The following is a 20949-nucleotide window of genomic DNA, read 5'->3' as shown; positions in this document are numbered from 1 at the left end:
GCGGACGGTCGCGGAAATCAACCTAGCTAAAAAATTGGTGCATACGGCAGGCTCTATTCTTGGGCATGCCGTGCTTCCGACTCGTTGACAGGAAACAGACTAGGCACTCTGCTCAATTCGGGCCCACCCTAGATGATTTGAGTAATCAGATATAAAGACTCCCGAAACTTTACCTTGTGTTCAGAACCACAAAAACTAGGAAGAAACACACGCTCATGGCACCCGTATCTCCCCCCACAACCATCCCTCAAAGCCCATCCCCCGCTTCACCGCCCGCCCCCTCCGCCTCCAGCAGCCCCCGGCAAGCATTATTCAAACTCCTCGCCGATATCAAATGGTGGCTGCCAGTAGTTTCAACGCTTATCTCAATCTCACTCCTCACCAAGTACCTCTGGGTAATCCATCACCCCGAGTTGATCCTGAGTTCGTTAGGGAACCCTTCGAACCTCGTCGCCTGGTTATTCTTCAGCCTGCTGATACTCGCGTCGCTGCTGCTCATCGTATCGGTGCCGTCTTTGGTCTTCACGTTGAGCATGTCTGTATGCACCGTTGACAGAGAGCTGGAAAAGAGGCTCGCCTTACGCTTTGGCCTCATCGTAGGCGGGGGCTACCTACTGCTATCGCTCAACCTGCTGGGGGCCCTCTTTGATTACACCATGGCCCCAGGCTACTTCTTCCCTATCGTCGTAGTCGCTGCCGCTTGTGCCGTGATAGTTCTGCTTCACCGCGATGCGCCCCTGCACAACAAAGTACTGGAGCTGCCGCCTGGTCCCCGCAAACCCTCGCATCGCAAACTCTATTACACAGCCCTCGTTGGCTGGCTAGGTACGCTGCTCGCGTTTACTTCGGTGAGTGGAGTCATGCCCGCCCAGCTAGCCATCATGACGTGGCGAGGCGGAGAGAGCGACGAAGAGGCATTCGGGGCTATCGCCCTCTGCTTATTGATAATGTGCCTCTACCTAGCGCCAGTCCTCGTCTTTTATTTGACAAACGGCAATGCGATGCAGCGCACCGGCCGAGCCGCACTGGTGCTGCTCGGGTGCATCTTCGTCAACGCCATGCTGTTGCCGGCCCTCTTGGACCTGTGGGTCTATTCCGCCGCCAATCTGATCAAAATCAGGGACAATACCGAGCTGAGCTATGTGTTGAACGAAAAGGATTATCCGAAGGAGGTATTCAGTAGCGCCCCGTGGCAACTGGAGAGCTACGAGGGGCCGAATGGTTTGTACAGCGTCAGGGCGTTTCGTCAGTTCCGCTTCGGCGATACGTTGTTGATCTGTCCCGCTAGCTACCGAAATATCGCTTTGAAAGAGATCGACAGCTACGCACATCGCTGTATTGCCTTGTCCGAGGCCAAGGTGCATGTAGCCGCTCCTGTATTAAGCAAGAATGCCGCGACGGTAGCCAAACCGAATTGATCCGGCCCCCATGCCTACCCACGCTCCGGTGTTGATTGAATACCGGAACTGCCAATCTGTTTGCTGCCGCACAAAAAAGTGCTCAAAAAGCAACTCCATCGGAATCCAGACCACACAGCGTTCCAACTGGTATTCCAAGCAAGTTGACCAATAAATTAATAATCAGAAAAAACAGATAGATACCGACACATTTCAAATTACCCCGGCCCCGTGGCATGGATCGCACGCACTATGCACAGCCAGCGATAAGCTGCATACAGACCAACACGAGAATTCGACCGAAAAAACTGTATGCCGAACCGTCCTCATAGATTAGCGTCGGGGGATCAGTAGCTGAGCCGCGAATAGAAGCCGCGGCCGTAATTGAACCAGGGTCGCCCGCCCTTTTTTTTCGAAACGCCTGCTCAACTACACGGTACCGAAACGACACGTATCGCGAACTTACCCCCACCCGAATCACAAGATCGATTAACGGAACAAGCAAAACCCCTAAAAATCAAAATCCCAGAAACAACAAAGCCACCCGAAGGTGGCTTAGTCGTTTAAATAATGGTCGGGACGGAGTGATTCGAACACTCGACCCCTTGCACCCCATGCAAGTGCGCTACCGGGCTGCGCTACGCCCCGACTGGGCTTTGAAGCATGTTCTCAATGCTACCGAGAACGTTGAAGAATGTACCCTAACCTCCTGATAAATGAAAGCTTTTTCTCAAAAAATTTTCATTCACCAGCAACCAGGTCACTTCTTCAACACCACCAACACATCCTCCAACTCGACAATCATCTGTCGAATCAGCTGCTTGTACTGGCTAGACTCATCCTTGGCCTCATCACTTGAAAGCCTCAACCGAGCCCCGCCAATGGTGAACCCCTGGTCATAAAGCAGCGCACGAATCTGGCGAATCATCAGCACATCCTGGCGCTGATAATACCGCCGGTTCCCCCGCCGCTTCACGGGATTGAGCTGGTCGAACTCCTGCTCCCAATACCGCAGCACGTGCGGTTTTACCGCACAAAGCTCACTCACCTCACCGATGGTGAAGTACCTTTTGCCCGGTATGGGGGGCAGTTCGTCGTTATGGCTTGGTTCCAGCATAGGCCTCAACCCGGGCCTTCAACTTCTGCCCTGGACGAAAGGTGACGACGCGCCGTGCAGTGATCGGGATTTCTTCCCCAGTCTTGGGGTTGCGGCCCGGCCGCTGGCGTTTGTCGCGAAGGTCGAAGTTGCCGAAACCGGACAGCTTGACCTGCTCGTTCTCTTCAAGTGCGTGCCGAATTTCTTCGAAAAACAGCTCGACCAGCTCCTTGGCCTCACGCTTGTTAAGCCCTAGCTCCTCGTACAGCCTTTCGGCCATCTCAGCTTTCGTCAGAGCACCCATGCCGTTATTTCCTTAACGTGGTGTTCAACCTTTGTTCGAGCGAGGTGAGGATGTTTTGCAGTGCGGCGTTCACCTCATCGTCGTTAAGAGTGCGCGATGGATGCTGCCAGGTCAAGCCGACGGCCAGGCTTTTTCTATCAGGATCAATGCCTTTACCCTGGTAGACATCAAACAGCCTGAGGTCTGTGAGCCATTCGCCTGCATTGTCACGAATTACTTCAAGCACCGCGCTAGAAGCTACATCACGTCCTGCGATCAAAGCCAGGTCACGACGGGTTTCCGGGAACTTGGACAGCTCGCTGAACTTCGGCAGGCGGCCTTCGACCACGTCGCCCAGCACCAGCTCGAAGAGGAACACCGGGCGGTCCAGGTCCAGGGCCTTGGCCAGCTCTGGGTGGATGGCGCCGAGGTAGCCGACCAGCTTGCCGTCACGCTCGATGGCGGCGGTCTGGCCTGGGTGCAGGGCGGGGTGCTTGCCGGCGCTGAAGGTGAAGTCGCTCAGCGCGCCGGAGTAGCCCAGCAGGGCTTCCACGTCGGCCTTCACGTCGAAGAAGTCGACGCCGTCACGGCCGTTGGCCCAGCCTTCCGGCAGGCGGCTGCCGGTGACCACGCCGGCGATCATCGGTTGCTGCTGCAGGTCGCCGAGCTGGCCGACGAAGCGCAGGCCGCTTTCGAACAGGCGCACGCGGTCTTGCTGGCGGTTCAGGTTGTGCTGCAGGGCCTTGACCAGGCCCGGCCACAGCGAGGCGCGCATGGCGGCCATGTCGCTGGAGATCGGGTTGGCCAGCAGCAGCGGCTCTACGCCCGGGCTGAACAGTTCGAACAGTTTCGGGTCGATGAAGCTGTAGGTGATGGCTTCCTGGTAGCCGCGGGCAACCAGCAGGCGGCGCAGGGTCGGCAGGTCACCGCGGGTTTCCGGCTTGCCTTGCGGCGCCAGGCGGGCTTGCGGGTAGCGTACCGGCAGGTTGTTGTAGCCGTACAGGCGGGCCAGCTCTTCGATCAGGTCCACTTCCAGGCTGATGTCGAAGCGGTGGCTTGGGACGTTGACGGTCCACTGCCCTTCCCCGTTACGAGTCGTGGTCAGTTCGAGGGCGTTGAGCAGTTGCTCGACCTGGGCGGGGTCCATTTCCATGCCGAGCATCTGGGTGATGCGTTCGGCGCGCAGGGTCACCGGGGCGACTTGCGGCAGGTGCTGTTCGCTGACGGCTTCGACCACCGGGCCGGCTTCGCCGCCGACGATGTCGAGCAGCAGCTGGGTGGCACGCTCCATGGCTTCGCGGGCCAGCTGCGAGTCGACGCCGCGCTCGTAGCGGTGCGAGGCATCGGTGTGCAGGCCGTAGGAACGGGCTTTACCGGCGACGGAAATCGGCTCGAAGAAGGCGCTTTCCAGGAACAGGTCGCGGGTTTTGTCGGTGTTCACACCGCTGTGCTCGCCACCCATGACGCCGGCGATGGCCAAGGCGCGGGTGTGGTCGGCGATGACCAGGGTGTCGGCGCGCAGGGCCACTTCCTGGCCGTCGAGCAGGACCAGCTTCTCGCCTTCTTCGGCCATGCGTACGCGGATGCCGCCGTTGATTTCTGCCAGGTCGAAGGCGTGCATCGGCTGGCCGAGTTCGAGCATCACGTAGTTGGTGATGTCGACGGCAGCGTCGATGCTGCGCACGTCGCTGCGGCGCAGGCGCTCGACCATCCACAGCGGAGTCGGCTTGCTCAGGTCGACGTTGCGGATGACGCGGCCCAGGTAGCGTGGGCAGGCGGCCGGGGCGCTGACTTCGACCGGGCGCACTTCGTCGTGGGCCGCCGCTACGGCTGGCACCGCCGGGCGGGTGACCGGGGTGTCGTACAGGGCGCTGACGTCGCGGGCCAGGCCGGCGATGGACAGGCAGTCGCCGCGGTTCGGGGTGAGGCCGATCTCGATGCTGGCGTCGTCCAGGCTCAGGTACTGGCGAATGTCTTCACCCACCGGGGCGTCGGCGGCCAGTTCCAGCAGGCCGTCGTTCTCTTCGCTGATCTGCAGCTCGGCAGCCGAGCACAGCATGCCGAAGGACTCGACGCCGCGCAGCTTGGCCTTCTTGATCTTGAAGTCGCCGGGCAGTTCGGCGCCGATCATGGCGAACGGGATCTTGATGCCTGGGCGGGCGTTAGGGGCGCCGCACACCACCTGGAAGGTTTCCTGGCCGTTGCTGACCTGGCACACGCGCAGCTTGTCGGCGTCCGGGTGTTGCTCGGTGGCGAGGATCTCGCCCACTACGATGCCGCTGAACTGGCCGGCAGCGGGGGTGACGCTGTCGACTTCGAGGCCGGCCATGGACAGGCGGGCGACCAGTTCATCACGGGAGACTTGCGGGTTTACCCAACCGCGCAGCCACTGTTCACTGAATTTCATGCTGTTCTCCTGAAAGTTGCGTCGGGCATTGACCTAGCGGAATTGCGCGAGGAAGCGCAGGTCGTTGTCGAAGAACAGACGCAAATCGTTGACGCCATAGCGCAGCATGGCCAGGCGCTCGGCGCCCATGCCGAAGGCAAAGCCCTGGAATTCTTCCGGGTCGATGCCGGACATGCGCAGCACGTTCGGGTGCACCATGCCGCAACCCATCACTTCCAGCCAGCCGGTCTGCTTGCACACGCGGCAGCCTTTGCCGGAACACATCACGCACTGGATGTCGACTTCGGCGGACGGCTCGGTGAAGGGGAAGAACGATGGACGGAAACGCACCGCCAGTTCTTTCTCGAAGAACACCCGCAGGAACTCTTCGATGGTGCCCTTGAGGTCGGCGAAGTTGATGTCGCGATCGATCAGCAGGCCTTCGACCTGGTGGAACATCGGCGAGTGGGTGATATCCGAGTCGCAACGGTACACGCGGCCCGGGCAGACAATGCGGATGGGCGGCTGGCTGGACTCCATGGTGCGCACCTGCACCGGCGAGGTGTGGGTGCGCAGCAGCATGTTGGCATTGAAGTAGAAGGTGTCGTGCATCGCCCGCGCCGGGTGGTGGCCGGGGATGTTGAGCGCTTCGAAGTTGTGGTAGTCGTCTTCCACCTCGGGGCCTTCGGCGATGCCGTAGCCGATGTGGGTGAAGAACTGCTCGATGCGCTCGAGTGTACGGGTGATCGGGTGCAGGCCACCGGTGGCCTGGCCGCGGCCTGGCAGGGTGACGTCAATGCATTCGGCCGCCAGGCGAGCGCTGAGCTCGGCTTCTTCGAAGGCCGCCTTGCGGGCGTTGAGCACCACGGTAACGCGCTCTTTGGCGTCGTTGATCAGCGCGCCGACTTTCGGCCGCTCTTCGGCTGGCAGGTTGCCCAGGGTCTTCATCACCTGGGTCAGTTCGCCCTTCTTGCCGAGATAATTAACCCGGATCTGTTCCAGGGCATTGATGTCTTCAGCGCGCTCCACAGCTTCCAGGGCTTGGGAGACCAGCGCATCCAGGTTTTCCATGTACAGACTCCAGATACGAAAATAGGGGAAGAGCTTTGAAGGCTCTTCCCCTATCGATGACGTTCAATGCCCGACGGCGCTGGCGCCGCCGGGTGATTGTCGCGGGTACTTAAGCCAGAACGGCTTTAGCTTTCTCGACAATCGCAGCAAACGCCGCTTTTTCGTTCACTGCCAGATCGGCCAGAACCTTACGGTCGATTTCGATCGAAGCCTTTTTCAGGCCAGCAATCAGACGGCTGTAGGACAGACCGTTGGTGCGGGCACCGGCGTTGATACGAGCGATCCACAGTGCGCGGAACTGACGCTTCTTCTGACGACGGTCACGGTAGGCATATTGACCAGCCTTGATGACCGCCTGCTTGGCAACGCGGAATACGCGCGAGCGTGCACCGTAGTAGCCTTTAGCCAGTTTCAGAATTTTCTTGTGACGCTTACGAGCGATGACGCCACGCTTAACACGAGCCATGAGTAACTTCCTCTATCTAAACCAGAATTAACGTACGCGCAGCATGCGCTCGACTTTTGCCACGTCAGACGGGTGCAGCAGGCTGGCACCGCGCAGTTGACGCTTACGCTTGGTCGACATTTTGGTCAGGATGTGGCTCTTGAAAGCGTGCTTGTGCTTGAAGCCGGAAGCGGTCTTCAGGAAGCGCTTCGCAGCACCGCTCTTGGTTTTCATTTTTGGCATGTTGGAACTCCGCATTCGATAAAATTACACAATAATCATCAGGCCTGCCGTGCCCGGGAGATTACTTCTTCTTTTTGGGGGCGATGACCATCATAAGCTGGCGTCCTTCCATCTTAGGATGCTGCTCAACGGAGCCGTATTCGGCGAGGTCGGCTTCGACCCGCTTCAACAGCTCCATGCCCAGCTCCTGGTGGGCCATCTCACGGCCGCGGAATCTCAGAGAGATCTTGGCCTTGTCCCCATCGGTAAGGAAACGTACCAGGTTGCGTAGTTTTACCTGGTAATCCCCTTCTTCCGTCCCTGGACGAAACTTGATTTCTTTAATCTGGATCTGCTTCTGGTTTTTCTTGGCTTCGTTGGCCTGCTTCTTCTTCTCGAAGAGGTGCTTGCCGTAGTCCATCACCTTGCAGACGGGCGGCTGCGCGTCGGCAGAAATTTCCACCAGATCCAGCTTCGCTTCATCAGCGATACGAAGCGCTTCATCAATCGAGACGATGCCAATCTGCTCGCCGTCAGCGCCAATTAACCGAACCTCGCGTGCCGAGATATTCTCGTTGATCGGGGCTTTCGGTGCAGTTCGTTTATCGTTTCTCATTTCACGCTTAATAGTCATTACTCCGATTCTAGGCGACCGCGCTGGGCAACAGCGCTGTTGAGCAGCTGCGTGAATTCAGCCACCGGCATGGAGCCGAGGTCTTTGCCTTCACGGGTGCGTACGGCGACGGTCTGCGTTTCGACTTCGCGATCCCCTATAACCAAAAGGTACGGGACCTTGAGCAAAGTATGCTCGCGGATTTTAAAGCCGATCTTCTCATTTCTCAAGTCCGACTTGGCACGGAAACCGCTACCGTTCAGGGTATTTTCCACCTCGAGGGCGAAATCGGCCTGTTTGTCGGTGATGTTCATGATCACCGCCTGGGTTGGCGCCAGCCAGGCCGGGAACACACCGGCGTAGTGCTCGATCAGCATGCCGATGAAGCGCTCGAACGAACCGAGGATGGCGCGGTGCAGCATGACCGGGCGGACCCGGCTGTTGTCTTCGGCGATGTAGCTGGCATCCAGGCGCTCGGGCAGGTTCGGGTCGTACTGCAGGGTACCGCACTGCCAGTTACGGCCGAGGCAGTCGCGCAGGGTGAACTCGATCTTCGGCCCGTAGAAGGCGCCCTCGCCCGGCTGGTATTCCCACTCCAGGCCCGATTCGTTCAGGGCGTCGGCCAGTGCACCTTCGGCACGGTCCCACAGCTCTTCGGAACCGACGCGCTTGGCGGGGCGGGTCGACAGCTTCATGGCGATGTCGGTGAAGCCGAAGTCCTTGTACACGTCCAGGGTCAGCTTGATGAAGTCGGCGGCTTCCTTCTTTACCTGTTCTTCGGTGCAGAAGATGTGCGCGTCGTCCTGCACGAAGCCACGCACGCGCATGATGCCGTGCAGGGCGCCGGACGGCTCGTTACGGTGGCAGGCACCGAACTCGGCCAGGCGCAGCGGCAGGTCGCGGTAGCTCTTCAGGCCCTGGTTGAACACCTGCACGTGGCACGGGCAGTTCATCGGTTTTACCGCGTAGTCACGGCTTTCCGACGAAGTAGTGAACATGTTCTCGGCGTAGTTGGACCAGTGGCCGGAACGCTCCCAGAGAATGCGGTCGACCACTTGCGGGGTCTTGATTTCCTGGTAGCCGTTGGCGCGTTGCACCTGGCGCATGTACTGCTCGAGCACCTGGTACACGGTCCAGCCGTTGGCATGCCAGAACACCATGCCCGGGGCTTCTTCCTGCAGGTGGAACAGGTCGAGCTGCTTGCCGATCTTACGGTGGTCGCGTTTTTCGGCTTCTTCGATGCGCTGGATGTACGCAGCCAGCTGCTTCTTGTCGGCCCAGGCGGTGCCGTACACGCGTTGCAGCTGCTCGTTCTTGGCATCGCCGCGCCAGTAGGCGCCGGACAGCTTGGTCAGCTTGAACGCCTTGAGGAAACGGGTGTTCGGCACGTGCGGGCCGCGGCACATGTCGACGTATTCTTCGTGGTAGTACAGGCCCATGGCCTGCTCGTCCGGCATGTCTTCGACCAGGCGCAGCTTGTAGTCTTCGCCACGGGCCTTGAACACGTCGATGACCTCGGCACGCGGGGTCATCTTCTTGACCACGTCGTAGTCCTTGTCGATCAGCTCCATCATGCGCTTTTCGATGGCGGCCATGTCTTCAGGGGTGAAGGGGCGCTCGTAGGCGATGTCGTAGTAGAAGCCTTCGTCGATGACCGGGCCGATGACCATCCTGGCGGTCGGGTACAGCTGCTTCACCGCGTGGCCGACCAGGTGGGCGCACGAGTGGCGAATGATCTCCAGTCCCTCTTCATCTTTAGGGGTGATGATCTGCAGGGTGGCGTCGTTGTGGATCAGGTCGCAGGCATCGACCAGCTTGCCGTCGACCTTGCCGGCCACGGTGGCCTTGGCCAGGCCGGCGCCGATGGAAGCGGCGACTTCGGCTACGGATACGGCATGATCGAACGAACGTTGACTGCCATCGGGAAGAGTAATAACGGGCATGGCGCCTCCTCTCCTAGTGGTGACCCCTACCAAAGGTCACGTGGGTTGGGATGAGCCAGTACAAGATCCGACCTGCCTTCCTGCACAGGAAGCCTGCCTCACAGTGGCAGAAGCCTTTCGGCTTGCGGGGGACGAACCAGAGTGACTGGAAAGAAAAAAGATAGCTGCGGCGCGCAACGGCGCGACCACAAGCCGGGCATGCTAGCACGCGGGTTGGGCGCCACGCAGAAATATTTGGAAATTACGCCGCTTGGGTGAACTTACACGGAAAATTTCCTATCAGACCTTGGGAAGCAACCTACTCTTGATGAGACATTTACCCAAGGAGTAACTGGTTATGCGAGTTCCGTCTCTTCTGGCCCTGGCGGCCGCTGGCGCCCTGCTGCTGCCCGTGGCTGCAAACGCCGGCAACTTCCCAGCCGGGAAGGAGGCCGCCTACATGACCCAGTGCACCCAGGTGGCCAGCGGCCAGGGCGTTGACGCCGCAACCGCGAAAAAGCACTGCGATTGCGGTGCCCAAGCCATCAAAAAGAATTTCACCGACGCGGAAATCGCCGACCTGGACAGCAAGGATGGTGTTGATGCCAAGCTGATGCAGAAGGCGCAGACCGTGGTGAAACAAGCCTGCGCACCGAAGCGCTGAAACCTTACAGCCAGAGCAGGCCAGCCATTCTTTGCGCTGGATCAATATCCTGCGAAGGTAAAAGGCGCTAGATGTGCAGAATTAGACTATGATGTGTCCCGTGCTCCGTAGCCTCGGCCGCATTGCACCACTGAAAAAACTAAATGTTCTGGAGATTCACCCATGTCCAATCGCCAACAAGGCACCGTCAAATGGTTCAATGATGAGAAAGGCTACGGCTTCATCACCCCAGCAGGCGGCGGCGACGACCTGTTCGTTCACTTCAAGGCCATCGAATCCGACGGCTTCAAGAGCCTGAAAGAAGGCCAGACTGTTTCCTTCGTCGCCGAGCGCGGCCAGAAGGGCATGCAGGCTGCACAGGTTCGTCCGGAGTAATTCGGATAGCTGTAGAAAAACCCGCCCTTGTGGCGGGTTTTTTTATGGGCGCTTGCCGGGCCAGCCCCGTTCGCTTCTTGTAGGAGCGGCCTTGCGTCGCGATGGGGCGCGCAGCGGCCCCGGCAATGTTTGCTGCGAAGCTGAAAACCTGGGGCCGCTGCGCGGCCCATCGCGACGCAAGGCCGCTCCTACAAAGGACCGCGGCTAGCGGTCAGCCGCAGTTGACCCGGGTCACCTTGCCCTGCTCGTCCACATTCAGGTTCAGGCGCTCGGAACGGTACTCCAAGGTGACCACATCGTGCGGCTTGAGAATGCGCGCCATCTGCGAGCCACTGGCCTTGCGCGCCTGCTCCAGCAGTTCGGCGCTGGCCACTTTGCCAAGGGTGAAATCGGCGCCGCTGGCTTCGCAGCGGCCATCGTTGCCAGCCGGCGCGGCCGGCGTAGCGCCACCGCCAGCATTGCCACCAGTGCTGCAACCAGCCAGGACAGCAGCCACCGCCAGGGTTGCCAGGTAAGCACGGGTACGGAACATGAAGCCTCCTAAATCGGTCCGGGAACTGCCTGATCCGACAGTTCCACTGTTCTTTTGTTGCAAAACCGGTCAAGTTTGCCTCAACCAAGCGGCACAGGCGAAAACGCAATCGTGACCGGATTTTGCACAAGCCGCCGCATTTGCCATATGCTTAAGTCGCAAGGTCAATGACGCAAAGTCATGATTTAGTGCAAGAAGTGGAGCGCACCCCGCCTCCATCGAACACCAGGGTCAGTGTTCGTCCTTCGTCCGGGCCCCCAACGAGAGCGTTAATGAGCAGCCACAGCATTGTTGCCGATATCAAGGTCAAATGGGCCGAAGGCCAGAGCGCGTACAGCCCCGGCACACCGGAAGAGTTGCTACTGATTGCCATCGACCTGCTGGTGCGCGACCGCGGCAGCGAGGCGGCGCGCAGCTTCATCGACCAGGTGTTCGAACGCTACGCGCCGCATGCGGCTATTCCAATCGGGCCAAACGGGCGCTGAGCAGGTCGAATAGGCCCTGGGCATCGCCCTCCTGCACCCACAGCACATTGGCAGGCTGCTTGAGCACACCGTACCAGTCGGCAATGGTCTGGCCGAAGGTGGGGCCTTCGCGGCTGTCGATGCTCATGTGGATGCGCCGGCCGCTGAACAGCTCGGGCTTGAGCAGGTAGGCGATGACGCTGGCGTCGTGCACCGGGCCGCCGGGCATGCCGTACAGGTCCATGTCGTGGGTGATGTAGGCGTTGAGGATGTCCACCACGCGCTTGCTGGCCTGGTTGTTCACTGCCGCCAACTGCTTGAGGCGGGCGTCACTGGTCAGTAGCTTGTGGGTGACATCCAGCGGCAGGTAGGTCAGTTGCACACCGCTGGCCAGCACCACTTCGGCAGCATGCGGGTCGGCGTACAGGTTGAATTCCGCCGCCGGGGTAATGTTGCCGCCGTTGAAATGGGCACCGCCCATGACCACCACCTGCTTGATGCCCTTGACGATGTCCGGGCGCTGGACCAGCGCCAGGGCCAGGTTGGTCTGCGGGCCGAGCATGGCGATGGTGATGCTGTGCGGCTTGGCGGCGCTGAGGGTGTCGACCAGGTATTGCACGGCGTTGCCCTGGGCCAGGGGCGTTTTCGGCTCTTTGACCTCGACGCCGGTGAGGCCTTCCTCACCATGCACCTCGGCAGCGTAGATCGGCTTGCGCACCAGCGGGCGGCCGGCACCGGCATACACCGGGATGTCATCGCGGCCAGCCCATTCGCAAGCCAGGCGGGCATTGCGCGAGGTTTTTTCCAGGCGCACGTTGCCAGCCACGGTGGTGATGGCGCGGATGTTCAGTTCATCGGGCGAGGCCATGGCCAGGAACAGCGCGACCACGTCGTCGGCGCCGGGGTCGCTGTCGATGATCAGGTCGATGGGGGCGGCCTGGGCGGTAGCGGCGGTGACCATGAAGGCGATTCCTTGTAGCAGGGGTTTGAGCATGGTTGGCACTCCTGTTGCCAAAGCGAATGTCTGTAGGAGCGGCCTTGCGGCGCGATGGGGCGCAAAGCGGCCCCAGTTTTTCAGCTTCGCAGCCAACATTGCCGGGGCCGCTTCGCGCCCCATCGCGACACAAGGCCGCCCCCACAAAAAACAGCGTGTCCTGACGGTTAGAACGTGACACCGGAAATCAGCGCGATGTTGCTGTAGGGCTGGCACTCGCCGGTGCGCACCACCGCACGGGCGCTGCGCGACAGCACCTTGAACTCCTCATGGCTCAGCCATTCCCGCTTGCCCAGCTTGCCTTTGAGCCGCTCGATCTCGACCAGCGCCGGCGGCACCACTTTCTGCATTTCTTCGGCCAGCACGTGGCGCTCTACCTGCAGCTCGCTCAGCACCACGCGCAGCACACTGGCGAAATCCGGCAGGCCGGGCGTCACGGCCAGGTCGATCAGTTCGACACCTGGCGGTACCGGCAAGCCGGCATCGCCGATCACCAGGATGTCGCCATGCCCCATGCCGGCAATGGTGCGTGACAGGGCAACGTTCAGCAGCGGGGTTTTCTTCATGGCGCAAGCTCCGCCAGGTAGGGAATCGACGGCTGGGCCCCGGCACGGGTAACCGACAACGCTGCGGCGCGCTGGCCAAAGGCGATGGCTTCGCCCTCCTCCAGGCCGCGCACCAGGCCGGCGGCAAAGCCACCAATGAAAGTGTCACCGGCAGCGGTGGTATCCAGCGGCTGCACCACCGGCGCTGGGAAGTGCCGGTGGCCCTGGGCAGTGACCAGCAGCGCACCTTGCGCGCCCAGGGTAATGATCACCTTGCCCGCACCCAGCTGCAGCAAGCGCTCGCCGGCGCGCCGGGCACTGTCCAGGTCGGTCACTGCCACACCACTCAGGGCTTCGGCCTCGCTTTCGTTGGGGGTGAGGTAGTCGATATGCGCGAACCAGGCCGCGGGCAGCGGGCCGGTGGCGGGCGCCGGGTTGAGGATCACCTGCTTGCCCAGCTCGTGCCCCCTGGCCAGGGTCCAGGCGACAGTTTCGGCCGGCACTTCCAGCTGGCAGATGATGATCTCGGCCGCCTGCAGCAGCGCATCGAAACGTTGCACCGACTGCGGTGTCAGCAGGCCATTGCCCCCCGGGATGATGACGATGCAGTTCTGGCTGGCCGCATCCACGGTGATCAGCGCCACACCGCTGGACACGCCCGGGCAGGTGTCGATTGCCCGGCAGTCGACGCCTTCGACATACAAGGCCTGGCGCAGTTGCTGGCCGTAGGCATCGTCACCCACGTTGCCGATCATCGCCACGCTGCCGCCCAGGCGCGCCACGGCCACGGCCTGGTTGGCGCCCTTGCCGCCGGGCACGGTGAAAAAACTGTCGCCGGGGAGCGTTTCGCCGGCCCGGGGCAGGCGCTGGGCGCGGGCCACCAGGTCCATGTTGAGGCTCCCGACCACCACGACCTTGGCACTCATGACATTTCCTTAGCGTTAGCGGTAATCATTGAACAGGTCCGGGCGTGGCCCGGTGGATTCGCGCAGCACCAGGCGCGGGGCGACGATGCGCTGCTCCGGCGCCCCCTGCCGAGGGGTACCGATGCGCGCCAGCAACAGCGAGGCGGCGCTTTCGCCCAGCTCGCGGATCGACTGGCCCACGGTGGTCAGCGGCGGATACACATAACGGCTGAGTTCGATGTCGTCGAAACCGATCACCGACAGCTCGGCGGGCACGTTGAGCTGGCGCTCGGCGGCAGCGCGCAGCACGCCGAAACCGATCATGTCGTTGCCGGCGAAAATCGCCGTTGGCCGCTGGCCCTGCAGCACCTGCGCCGCCGCCGCATAACCGCCCAGGCTGGTGAAGTCGCAGTGCAGCACGCGATCGCCCGCGGCCGTTGCGCCGGCCTCGGCCATGGCGCGCCGAAAGCCGCTCAGGCGCAGCTGGGACACCCCGGTTTCGGCGGGGCCACCGATGTAGGCGATATCGCGGTGGCCAAGCTCCAGCAGGTGGCGGGTGGCCAGGTACGCACCCAGTTCGTGGTCGATGCGCACCAGGTCGGCGTCCACGCCTTCCAGTTCGCGGTCGACGATGACCATCGGCGTACGCACCCCGGCCAGGCTTTGCAGCAGGTCGCTGTCCTGGCCCACCGAGGCCACCACCAGGCCATCGATGCGCTTTTCCAGCAACACGCGCAGGTAGCTGCGCTGTTTTTGCGGGTTGTCATCGGAGTTGCACAGGATCACGCAGTAGCCGTTGCGCTCACAGGCATCCTCGATACCCCGCGCCAGCTCGGCGAAGTACGGGTTGACGCTGTTGGGCACCAGCAGGCCGATGGTGGCGGTGCTGCGCGCCTTCAACGAACGCGCCACGGCGCTGGGCACGTAGTCGAGTTCAACGATGGCGGCTTCGACTTTCAACCGCACCTGCTCGCTGACCGGGCGGGTCTTGTTCAGCACATGGGACACGGTGGTGTAGGAAATGCCCGCCAGTGCCGCGACGTCTTTGATGGTTGCCATGTTTTCAGTTCCGCCGGCCCGCGCGCCGGCTACGGTAAGTGTCGAGCACCACGGCGATGACGATCACCGCCCCGGTGATGATGCGTTTGGTCGGTTCGCTGGCGCCGATCTGCGCCAAGCCGGCGGCCAGTACGGAAATGATCAGCACACCGAAAAAGGTACTGATCACCGAGCCACGCCCGCCCATCAGGCTGGTGCCGCCAATCACCACGGCGGCGATCACCTGCAGCTCGAGGCCGGCGCCGGCGTTGGGGTCGGCCGCCTCCAGGCGCGAGATCTGGAACAGCGCAGCCAGCCCGGCGAGCAGGCCCATCAGGGCGAACACCAGCACCTTGTACGGGCGCGGATCGATGCCGGCCAGGCGCACCGCCTCTTCGTTGGTGCCGATGCCGATCAGGTAGCGGCCGAACACCGTACGCGTCAGCACCAGCTGGGCCAGCACGATCACCAGCAAGGCGATGATGAACGCCGGCGAGATGCCAAAGGCGATGGGGTTGGAGAACCAGGCATAGGCATCGCCGATGTAGGCGGTGCGCGAGTCGGTGAACTGGTAGGCCAGGCCACGGGCCATTTCCAGCACGCCAAGCGAGACGATGAACGACGGGATGCGCCAGGCCACGGTAACGCCGCCGGTGATGCTGCCGGCCAACGCCGCCACGGCCATGCCCAGCAGGGCCGCAGGCAGCATGCCCCAGCCCCAGCCGAGGATCGCCACGCTGACGGTCGAGGCGGCCAGCGCCAGCACCGAGCCCACCGACAGGTCGATGCCACCGATGATCAGCACGAAGGTCATGCCGACCGCCAGCACCATCAGGTCGGGGATCTGGTTGGCCAGGGTGCTGAAGGTGTTGTATGACCAGAAGTGGCTGCTGAGGAACGAGAACAGCACGATCATGGCCAGCAACGCGCCGGCCAGGCCCAGGTAGGTACCCAGGCCAAAGTAGGTGCCACTGCGGCGCAGCGGTGCGGCGCCCTGGCTGTCGAGCGGGGTGGTTTTCATGCATCCATCCTGGGGGCTGCATCATGCAGCAGTGCGTCACGTTTCTGATAACCGGCAAAGGCGGCGGCCAGCAGCTGGTCCTGGCTCCAATGGTCACGCTCGAAGGTGTCGATCAGGCGGCCGGCCGAGAGCACGGCAATGCGGTCGCAGATCAGCATCAGCTCGCGCAGGTCGCTGGACACCACCACCAGGGCCTTGCCCTGGCGCGCCAGTTCGGCCAACAGGCCATAGATGTCGAACTTGGCACCGACGTCGATGCCACGGGTAGGCTCATCGAACAGCAGCACCTGGCAGTCACGCTCCAGCCAGCGGCCGATCACCACCTTCTGCTGGTTGCCACCGGACAACTCGCCGACCACCTGCTGCGGGCCGGCACTGCGGATGCGCATGGCCTGGATCTGCCGGGCGGCCAGGGCCTGTTCGGCCTGGCTATCGAGCACACCGGTGCGCGACACCGCGCCCAGGTTGCCTAGGGCGATATTGGCGCTGATCGACTGGGTCAGCAGCAGGCCCTCGCCTTTACGGTCTTCGGTGATCAGGGCGATACCAGCCTGCACGGCGGCCTTGGGCGAGTCGATGGTGACCGCCTGCGGTGGCTGGCCGAGCGCGATGCTGCCGCTGTCGGCCCGGTCGGCACCGTAGATCAGGCGCAACAGCTCGGTACGGCCGGCGCCGATCAGGCCGGAGATGCCAAAGATCTCCCCTGCCCTGACCTCAAACGACACCTCACGCACCTTGTCAGCGCGGCTGAGCTTGTCGACCCTGAGCAGCGGCGCACCGATCTGCCGATGGCCCAGGTCGATGTGCTCGCCCAGTTCGCGGCCGACCATCAGGGTGACCAGTTCGGCGCTGCTGTAGCGCTGGATCGGCTCGTCACACACCAGCCTGCCGTCGCGCAGCACGACGATGCGCTGGGCCACGCGCTGCAGCTCTTCGAGGCGGTGGGAAATGTAGACGATGGCCACGCCACGCCGGCGCAAACGCTCGATCTGGGTGAACAGCAGCTCCACTTCACGCGCGGTGAGCATGGCGGTGGGCTCGTCGAAGATCAGCACATGGCAGTCGCCGATCAGGTTGCGGGCGATCTCGACCATCTGCTGGTGGCCGATGCCCAGCTCGCCCACCGGGGTATCCGGGTCGATGGCGTCGAGACCGACCTGGGCCATGGCGGCCGTGGCCAGCTGGCGCAGGCGCTTTTGGCTGATCCAGCCGAAACGGCTGGGCAGGTTATCGAGGAACAGGTTTTCCGCCACGGTCAGGGTGGGCAGCAGGTTCAGCTCCTGCATGACCATGCGCACGCCGAGGCGCTCGGCTTCGCTGCGGCTGCCGGGCGCATAGGCCTGGCCGCGGTAGTTCATGTGCCCGCTGGTGGGGGTTTCCAGGCCACTGATGAGCTTGGACAGCGTGCTCTTGCCCGCGCCGTTCTCGCCGGTCAGGGCCAGTACTTCGCCGGCGCGCAGGCTCAGGCTGACCTCGGCCAGCACCGGCTGGGCGTAGGTCTTGCCCAGGCCGCTGGCGGCGAGTACCACTTCATTGGCCGATGCAGGCATGGCCGTATCTCCTGCCAGCGATCAGGGTTTGGTGATGAGTTGGACCGGGGTCTGGATGACGTTGTCGGCATCCACCTCGGGTTTCTCGCCCTTGACCATCTTCAACGCCGCCTGGATGCCGTACACCGCCTGCTGGCTGGCCGCCTGGTCGAGGGTGGCGAGCACACGGCCATCCTGGAGCATGGGCTTGATGGCATTGATGTTGTCGTAGCCCACCACCTGCACCTGGCCGGTCTTGCCAGCGGCGCGCACCGCCGACACGGCGCCCAGGGCCATGCTGTCGTTGCCCGCCAGCAGGGCTTTCAGGTCCGGGTATTCATTGAGCATGGAGGCGGCGACGGCGTTGCCCTTGTCGATTTCCCAATTGCCGCTCTGCACCGAGACGATCTTGATCTGCGCGGCGTCCATCGCGTCCTTGAAGCCGGCGGTGCGCTGCTGGGCGTTGGTGGTGGTCGGCACGCCCTCGATGATGCCGACCTGATCGCCGGCCTTGAGTTTCTCGTTGGCCAGGTAGTCGCCAACCAGGCGCGCGCCCTTGCGGTTGTCGGGGCCAACGAACGGCACGCTGATGCCCTTGCTCTTGAGCAGTTCGGGGTCCAGGCGGTTGTCGATGTTGATCACCACCACGCCTTGGTCCATGGCCTTTTTCACCGCGGATACCAGCGCCTTGGAATCGGCCGGGGCGATCACCAGCGCTTTGGCACCGGCGTTCACCATCTGTTCGACGATACGGATCTGTTCGCCGGTGTCGGTTTCGTTCTTGATGCCGTTGGCGATCAGCTCGAATTCGTCAGGGTGGGCTTTCTGGTAGTCCTTGGCGCCGTCTTCCATGGTGCGGAAGAACTCGTTGGCCAGGGATTTCATGACCAGGGCCACCTTGGGCTTGTCTTCGGCGTGGGCTGCGGAGAACGGTATGGCGAAGGACAGCGAGGAAACGACAGCGAGGGCCAACAGACGACCGGGGAACGGCAGTTTCATGGACGATGACTCCGAATCTTGTGGTTTTTATCGGATAGCAAACGTTTGCGGTACCTAACTATGGAAACAGTACCGGGGTTTGTCAAATCCGTTTGGCTGTCGGAGGTCAGTGAACTGCCGGGAGGATTATCCCGAAAACTTGTGCAAAACCGAACACCTTTTTCCCACGCTTGCTCCAAATCCGGGCCGGAAACTGCCCGCTTGTAGGAGCGGCCTTGTGTCGCGACGGGCTGCGCAGCAGCCCCCTTTCCCTGGCCTGGTAGAAATTGCCGGGGCTGCTGCGCAGCCGTCGCGACACAAGGCCGCTCCTACAAAAAACACTGTTCCGGCCCGTTAAGGTATCGGCAACCTGTTGCGAAATAACTTACACTCAAATACTGTACGCACATACAGCAACAACAAGGAAACGCTTGTGTCCAACACTGCCTCCGCCACCCCCGACAGCTATCAACAACTGGGTATGCGCATCCAGAAGATCATCAACAGCCCCACCGCCCAGCGCAGCCGGGCGGCGCTGATCTTCCGCCTGGAACAGGAAACCCCGGAAGACTGGGAAACCTTGCTTGAGGAAATCGCCGAAAACGACAACGTCACCCTCGCCCATCGCGATGATGGCGGCGTGCAGATTTTCTGGACCGTGCCCAAGGAAGATTAATCGCGCAGGCGCCCACCGCCCTCAGGCCAGCGCCTGCAGGTAGGCACTGGCCTCGCGGTAACGGGCCAACCGCGCCAGGTCGGCAGGGCCTGGGCAAGGAATGCGCGAAAGGTCGCTGTTGTCGGCCAGGTCGGCCAGTTTGACGGTGCGCGCCAGCGGGTCATCGCCCAGGCGCACCACGAAGTCCTGGTAAGCCTCGCCCTTGCGGCGGCTGAGCGCCAGCAAGGCGGCAAGGATTTTCAGCGCGAAACCTTCGCGCGCCAGGTCGGAAAGGGTCAGCGGGGTATCTTCGATCACATCGTGAAGCACCGCGACAATCCGTTGTTCAGGTGTGGAAACCCGCATCATCACGCGTAGCGGGTGGAGAATATACGCTGCCCCACCCTTGTCGTATTGCCCTTCATGCGCCCTGGCGGCCACGGCAATGGCCCGCTCCAGTGTAGACATGAGGCCCTCCCCGTTCGGCTTCTTCCTGCCAAGCATAGCCAAACTTGGGCCACCGCGGTCCGTGCAGGAGCGGCCTTGTGTCGCGATGGGCTGCGCAGCAGCCCCAGGGGTTCGGCGTCACGACAGATTCTGTGGGGCTGCTTTGCAGCCCATCGCGACACAAGGCCGCTCCTACAGGGGCCGTGCAAGGCTGTGCAGTCAGCGGGCTGCGCCGTGCTGGATGACCACCGAATCGGTGCCCAGCTTGGCCATCACCTCGGCCTGGCGGGCTTCGGCTTCTTCACGTGTCGGGAAAGGCCCCATCAACACCACCGGCTTGCCGTTGCGGTACTCTACCGAGGACGGAATGCCCTTTTCGATCAGGCGCGCGGTCATGTCACTGAGCGCACCCATGTTGGCACCCTGGATCACTTCCACATCCCAGCCTTGCGGGGCCGGCTGGCCAGCCAGGGCCTCGGCGCGGCGCTGCAGGTCGGCGCCGCCGCACATCTCGCGGATGCGCAGGTTGTTGCCGCTGTCGTCGACAATGATCTCGTACTGGCCATCACGCTTGATCGCCACATAGCTGCGGTAGGGCTCGTACTGCCCGGCATCATCCTTGCCGCGCACCTGGCCGCAGATGGTGCCCTGGGTGTCGATCCGCACATTGCCGAACTTGGCCGTGTTGGGGTTGTGCAGGTGTTCGGCCACCTGCTTGTGCACGCCTTCGACCTCGTTCTCACAGCCCGCCAGGGCGAGCACTGCCATTACCACAGCCAGTTTGCGCACGCGTGTACCTCCAGATTCGAAGGGGCGGATTCTAGCACGCCGGGCAATGCCCCGAAGCGCGACCAAACGTTACAGCCTGCTTCGCGCGCGCAGCAAAAAGGGCGATCATTGCTGATCGCCCTTTTCGGATTTGGTAGGCACAATTGGACTCGAACCAACGACCCCCACCATGTCAAGGTGGTGCTCTAACCAACTGAGCTATGTGCCTGTCGTGTGGTGCGCATATTAGAGATCAAACACACGCCTGTAAAGCGTTTTTTTCAGAAAAATCAAAAACTTTCGGCAGCCGCCCAAGGCGAGGCAGCCTCGCGTCGCAAGCGCCAGCACAGCCGCCTGGCGCCAGGTAGAATCGCAATGAAAAAAGGGGTGACCCTTGCGGATCACCCCTTCTTCGATTTGGTAGGCACAATTGGACTCGAACCAACGACCCCCACCATGTCAAGGTGGTGCTCTAACCAACTGAGCTATGTGCCTGTCGTGTGGTGCGCATTCTACTCATTCCAAAAACCCTGTCAACACTTTTTTTCGCGCTAAGCTACTGAATCATAAACTCTTTATAGAAAGGTGCACGGGCAAGG

The 20949-nt window shown here is 61.9% G+C and carries 23 protein-coding genes and 3 tRNA genes; 5 read left to right on the top strand and 21 right to left on the bottom strand.

Annotated features, from left to right (window positions below):
- Nucleotides 1-215: 215 nt before the first annotated feature.
- On the top strand, nt 216-1418 hold the full coding sequence (locus JKP78_RS23995) for a hypothetical protein (protein WP_200627876.1): 1203 nt from the start codon (nt 216-218) through the stop codon (nt 1416-1418).
- A 550-nt stretch (nt 1419-1968) separates the two neighbouring features.
- Here JKP78_RS23995 and JKP78_RS23990 read toward each other — a convergent pair.
- The 9 genes from JKP78_RS23990 to thrS all read right to left on the bottom strand — a co-directional run bounded on the left by JKP78_RS23990 (nt 1969) and on the right by thrS (nt 9456).
- Nucleotides 1969-2045 (bottom strand) — tRNA-Pro (locus JKP78_RS23990).
- A 112-nt stretch (nt 2046-2157) separates the two neighbouring features.
- Nucleotides 2158-2514, bottom strand: a complete 357-nt coding sequence (locus tag JKP78_RS23985) for a MerR family transcriptional regulator (protein WP_003250681.1) — start codon at nt 2512-2514, stop codon at nt 2158-2160.
- Entirely contained in the window at nt 2495-2797 is a 303-nt protein-coding gene (ihfA, locus tag JKP78_RS23980) for an integration host factor subunit alpha (RefSeq protein ID WP_003250679.1), read from the bottom strand. Before ihfA ends, JKP78_RS23985 begins: the two co-directional genes overlap by 20 nt.
- Before the next feature lie 4 nt (nt 2798-2801).
- Entirely contained in the window at nt 2802-5183 is a 2382-nt protein-coding gene (pheT, locus tag JKP78_RS23975; RefSeq protein ID WP_200627875.1) for a phenylalanine--tRNA ligase subunit beta, read from the bottom strand.
- A 33-nt stretch (nt 5184-5216) separates the two neighbouring features.
- On the bottom strand, nt 5217-6233 hold the full coding sequence (gene pheS, locus JKP78_RS23970; RefSeq protein WP_170030402.1) for a phenylalanine--tRNA ligase subunit alpha: 1017 nt from the start codon (nt 6231-6233) through the stop codon (nt 5217-5219).
- Between the two features lie 109 nt (nt 6234-6342).
- On the bottom strand, nt 6343-6699 hold the full coding sequence (gene rplT / locus JKP78_RS23965; RefSeq protein ID WP_003250671.1) for a 50S ribosomal protein L20: 357 nt from the start codon (nt 6697-6699) through the stop codon (nt 6343-6345).
- A gap of 27 nt (nt 6700-6726) precedes the next feature.
- On the bottom strand, nt 6727-6921 hold the full coding sequence (gene rpmI / locus JKP78_RS23960; protein WP_003250667.1) for a 50S ribosomal protein L35: 195 nt from the start codon (nt 6919-6921) through the stop codon (nt 6727-6729).
- Nucleotides 6922-6982: 61 nt separating this feature from the next.
- Nucleotides 6983-7534, bottom strand: coding sequence for a translation initiation factor IF-3 (infC, locus tag JKP78_RS23955; protein WP_013972005.1), 552 nt, complete (start codon nt 7532-7534; stop codon nt 6983-6985).
- Nucleotides 7534-9456: a threonine--tRNA ligase gene (thrS, locus tag JKP78_RS23950; RefSeq protein WP_200627874.1), complete on the bottom strand. Its 1923-nt coding sequence runs from the start codon at nt 9454-9456 to the stop codon at nt 7534-7536. Before thrS ends, infC begins: the two co-directional genes overlap by 1 nt.
- A 337-nt stretch (nt 9457-9793) precedes the next feature.
- Between thrS and JKP78_RS23945 the strand changes: the two genes are divergently transcribed.
- A complete protein-coding gene (locus JKP78_RS23945; protein WP_186690584.1) occupies nt 9794-10099 on the top strand; it encodes a hypothetical protein in 306 nt (101 codons plus the stop codon).
- 162 nt (nt 10100-10261) lie between these two features.
- Nucleotides 10262-10474 (top strand): cold-shock protein, encoded by a 213-nt coding sequence (locus JKP78_RS23940; RefSeq protein WP_003250656.1) that lies wholly within the window; start codon nt 10262-10264, stop codon nt 10472-10474.
- Between the two features lie 211 nt (nt 10475-10685).
- Here the strand turns inward: JKP78_RS23940 and JKP78_RS23935 are convergent, their stop codons facing one another.
- The gene (locus JKP78_RS23935; RefSeq protein WP_200627872.1) at nt 10686-11006 is read right to left on the bottom strand and encodes an I78 family peptidase inhibitor; all 321 of its coding nucleotides are present in this window, start codon (nt 11004-11006) and stop codon (nt 10686-10688) included.
- Nucleotides 11007-11278: 272 nt separating this feature from the next.
- Here JKP78_RS23935 and JKP78_RS23930 point away from each other — a divergent pair, with 272 nt between their 5' ends.
- On the top strand, nt 11279-11491 hold the full coding sequence (locus JKP78_RS23930; RefSeq protein ID WP_170030407.1) for a hypothetical protein: 213 nt from the start codon (nt 11279-11281) through the stop codon (nt 11489-11491).
- Here the strand turns inward: JKP78_RS23930 and JKP78_RS23925 are convergent.
- From JKP78_RS23925 to JKP78_RS23895, 7 genes are all read right to left on the bottom strand, one after another.
- Nucleotides 11463-12464 (bottom strand): nucleoside hydrolase, encoded by a 1002-nt coding sequence (locus tag JKP78_RS23925; RefSeq protein ID WP_200627871.1) that lies wholly within the window; start codon nt 12462-12464, stop codon nt 11463-11465. The two genes, JKP78_RS23930 and JKP78_RS23925, sit on opposite strands and share 29 nt — an antisense overlap.
- 167 nt (nt 12465-12631) lie before the next feature.
- A complete protein-coding gene (gene rbsD, locus JKP78_RS23920) occupies nt 12632-13030 on the bottom strand; it encodes a D-ribose pyranase (protein WP_186690581.1) in 399 nt (132 codons plus the stop codon).
- The gene (gene rbsK / locus JKP78_RS23915; RefSeq protein ID WP_200627870.1) at nt 13027-13935 is read right to left on the bottom strand and encodes a ribokinase; all 909 of its coding nucleotides are present in this window, start codon (nt 13933-13935) and stop codon (nt 13027-13029) included. The genes rbsD and rbsK overlap by 4 nt, the downstream gene beginning before the upstream one ends.
- 15 nt (nt 13936-13950) lie before the next feature.
- Complete coding sequence (locus tag JKP78_RS23910) at nt 13951-14973, bottom strand: LacI family DNA-binding transcriptional regulator (protein WP_186690578.1); 1023 nt, start codon at nt 14971-14973, stop codon at nt 13951-13953.
- A 4-nt stretch (nt 14974-14977) separates the two neighbouring features.
- Entirely contained in the window at nt 14978-15973 is a 996-nt protein-coding gene (locus JKP78_RS23905; RefSeq protein WP_186690577.1) for an ABC transporter permease, read from the bottom strand.
- The gene (locus tag JKP78_RS23900) at nt 15970-17523 is read right to left on the bottom strand and encodes a sugar ABC transporter ATP-binding protein (protein WP_186690576.1); all 1554 of its coding nucleotides are present in this window, start codon (nt 17521-17523) and stop codon (nt 15970-15972) included. Before JKP78_RS23900 ends, JKP78_RS23905 begins: the two co-directional genes overlap by 4 nt.
- Before the next feature lie 21 nt (nt 17524-17544).
- Nucleotides 17545-18501, bottom strand: a complete 957-nt coding sequence (locus tag JKP78_RS23895) for a sugar ABC transporter substrate-binding protein (RefSeq protein WP_200627869.1) — start codon at nt 18499-18501, stop codon at nt 17545-17547.
- 412 nt (nt 18502-18913) lie between these two features.
- Between JKP78_RS23895 and JKP78_RS25250 the strand changes: the two genes are divergently transcribed.
- Nucleotides 18914-19156 carry a DUF1654 domain-containing protein gene (locus tag JKP78_RS25250; protein WP_186690574.1) on the top strand — a complete coding sequence of 81 codons (243 nt, stop codon included), beginning with the start codon at nt 18914-18916 and terminating at the stop codon, nt 19154-19156.
- A 21-nt stretch (nt 19157-19177) separates the two neighbouring features.
- Here JKP78_RS25250 and JKP78_RS23885 read toward each other — a convergent pair whose 3' ends face one another.
- The 4 genes from JKP78_RS23885 to JKP78_RS23870 form a co-directional block, all read right to left on the bottom strand.
- Nucleotides 19178-19603: a GTP pyrophosphokinase gene (locus JKP78_RS23885; protein ID WP_170030416.1), complete on the bottom strand. Its 426-nt coding sequence runs from the start codon at nt 19601-19603 to the stop codon at nt 19178-19180.
- A gap of 198 nt (nt 19604-19801) precedes the next feature.
- Nucleotides 19802-20371, bottom strand: coding sequence for an SPOR domain-containing protein (locus JKP78_RS23880; protein ID WP_170030417.1), 570 nt, complete (start codon nt 20369-20371; stop codon nt 19802-19804).
- Nucleotides 20372-20502: 131 nt separating this feature from the next.
- Nucleotides 20503-20579, bottom strand: a tRNA-Val gene (locus JKP78_RS23875).
- Nucleotides 20580-20768: 189 nt separating this feature from the next.
- Nucleotides 20769-20845: transfer RNA gene (locus tag JKP78_RS23870), tRNA-Val, on the bottom strand.
- Nucleotides 20846-20949 lie beyond the last annotated feature (104 nt).

This window comes from Pseudomonas sp. LAM2023, from assembly GCF_016620375.1.
Lineage (GTDB): Bacteria > Pseudomonadota > Gammaproteobacteria > Pseudomonadales > Pseudomonadaceae > Aquipseudomonas > Aquipseudomonas anuradhapurensis.
The sequence above is the reverse complement of the archived record's forward strand: the minus strand, read 5'-3'. Positions and strand labels throughout refer to the sequence as shown.

Coding starts and splice junctions, on each gene's coding strand:
- JKP78_RS23995 (WP_200627876.1), top strand. CDS start 216: ATGGCACCCGTATCTCCCCCCACAACCATCCCTCAAAGCCCATCCCCC.
- JKP78_RS23985 (WP_003250681.1), bottom strand. CDS start 2,514: ATGCTGGAACCAAGCCATAACGACGAACTGCCCCCCATACCGGGCAAA.
- ihfA (WP_003250679.1), bottom strand. CDS start 2,797: ATGGGTGCTCTGACGAAAGCTGAGATGGCCGAAAGGCTGTACGAGGAG.
- pheT (WP_200627875.1), bottom strand. CDS start 5,183: ATGAAATTCAGTGAACAGTGGCTGCGCGGTTGGGTAAACCCGCAAGTC.
- pheS (WP_170030402.1), bottom strand. CDS start 6,233: ATGGAAAACCTGGATGCGCTGGTCTCCCAAGCCCTGGAAGCTGTGGAG.
- rplT (WP_003250671.1), bottom strand. CDS start 6,699: ATGGCTCGTGTTAAGCGTGGCGTCATCGCTCGTAAGCGTCACAAGAAA.
- rpmI (WP_003250667.1), bottom strand. CDS start 6,921: ATGCCAAAAATGAAAACCAAGAGCGGTGCTGCGAAGCGCTTCCTGAAG.
- infC (WP_013972005.1), bottom strand. CDS start 7,534: ATGACTATTAAGCGTGAAATGAGAAACGATAAACGAACTGCACCGAAA.
- thrS (WP_200627874.1), bottom strand. CDS start 9,456: ATGCCCGTTATTACTCTTCCCGATGGCAGTCAACGTTCGTTCGATCAT.
- JKP78_RS23945 (WP_186690584.1), top strand. CDS start 9,794: ATGCGAGTTCCGTCTCTTCTGGCCCTGGCGGCCGCTGGCGCCCTGCTG.
- JKP78_RS23940 (WP_003250656.1), top strand. CDS start 10,262: ATGTCCAATCGCCAACAAGGCACCGTCAAATGGTTCAATGATGAGAAA.
- JKP78_RS23935 (WP_200627872.1), bottom strand. CDS start 11,006: ATGTTCCGTACCCGTGCTTACCTGGCAACCCTGGCGGTGGCTGCTGTC.
- JKP78_RS23930 (WP_170030407.1), top strand. CDS start 11,279: ATGAGCAGCCACAGCATTGTTGCCGATATCAAGGTCAAATGGGCCGAA.
- JKP78_RS23925 (WP_200627871.1), bottom strand. CDS start 12,464: ATGCTCAAACCCCTGCTACAAGGAATCGCCTTCATGGTCACCGCCGCT.
- rbsD (WP_186690581.1), bottom strand. CDS start 13,030: ATGAAGAAAACCCCGCTGCTGAACGTTGCCCTGTCACGCACCATTGCC.
- rbsK (WP_200627870.1), bottom strand. CDS start 13,935: ATGAGTGCCAAGGTCGTGGTGGTCGGGAGCCTCAACATGGACCTGGTG.
- JKP78_RS23910 (WP_186690578.1), bottom strand. CDS start 14,973: ATGGCAACCATCAAAGACGTCGCGGCACTGGCGGGCATTTCCTACACC.
- JKP78_RS23905 (WP_186690577.1), bottom strand. CDS start 15,973: ATGAAAACCACCCCGCTCGACAGCCAGGGCGCCGCACCGCTGCGCCGC.
- JKP78_RS23900 (WP_186690576.1), bottom strand. CDS start 17,523: ATGCCTGCATCGGCCAATGAAGTGGTACTCGCCGCCAGCGGCCTGGGC.
- JKP78_RS23895 (WP_200627869.1), bottom strand. CDS start 18,501: ATGAAACTGCCGTTCCCCGGTCGTCTGTTGGCCCTCGCTGTCGTTTCC.
- JKP78_RS23885 (WP_170030416.1), bottom strand. CDS start 19,603: ATGTCTACACTGGAGCGGGCCATTGCCGTGGCCGCCAGGGCGCATGAA.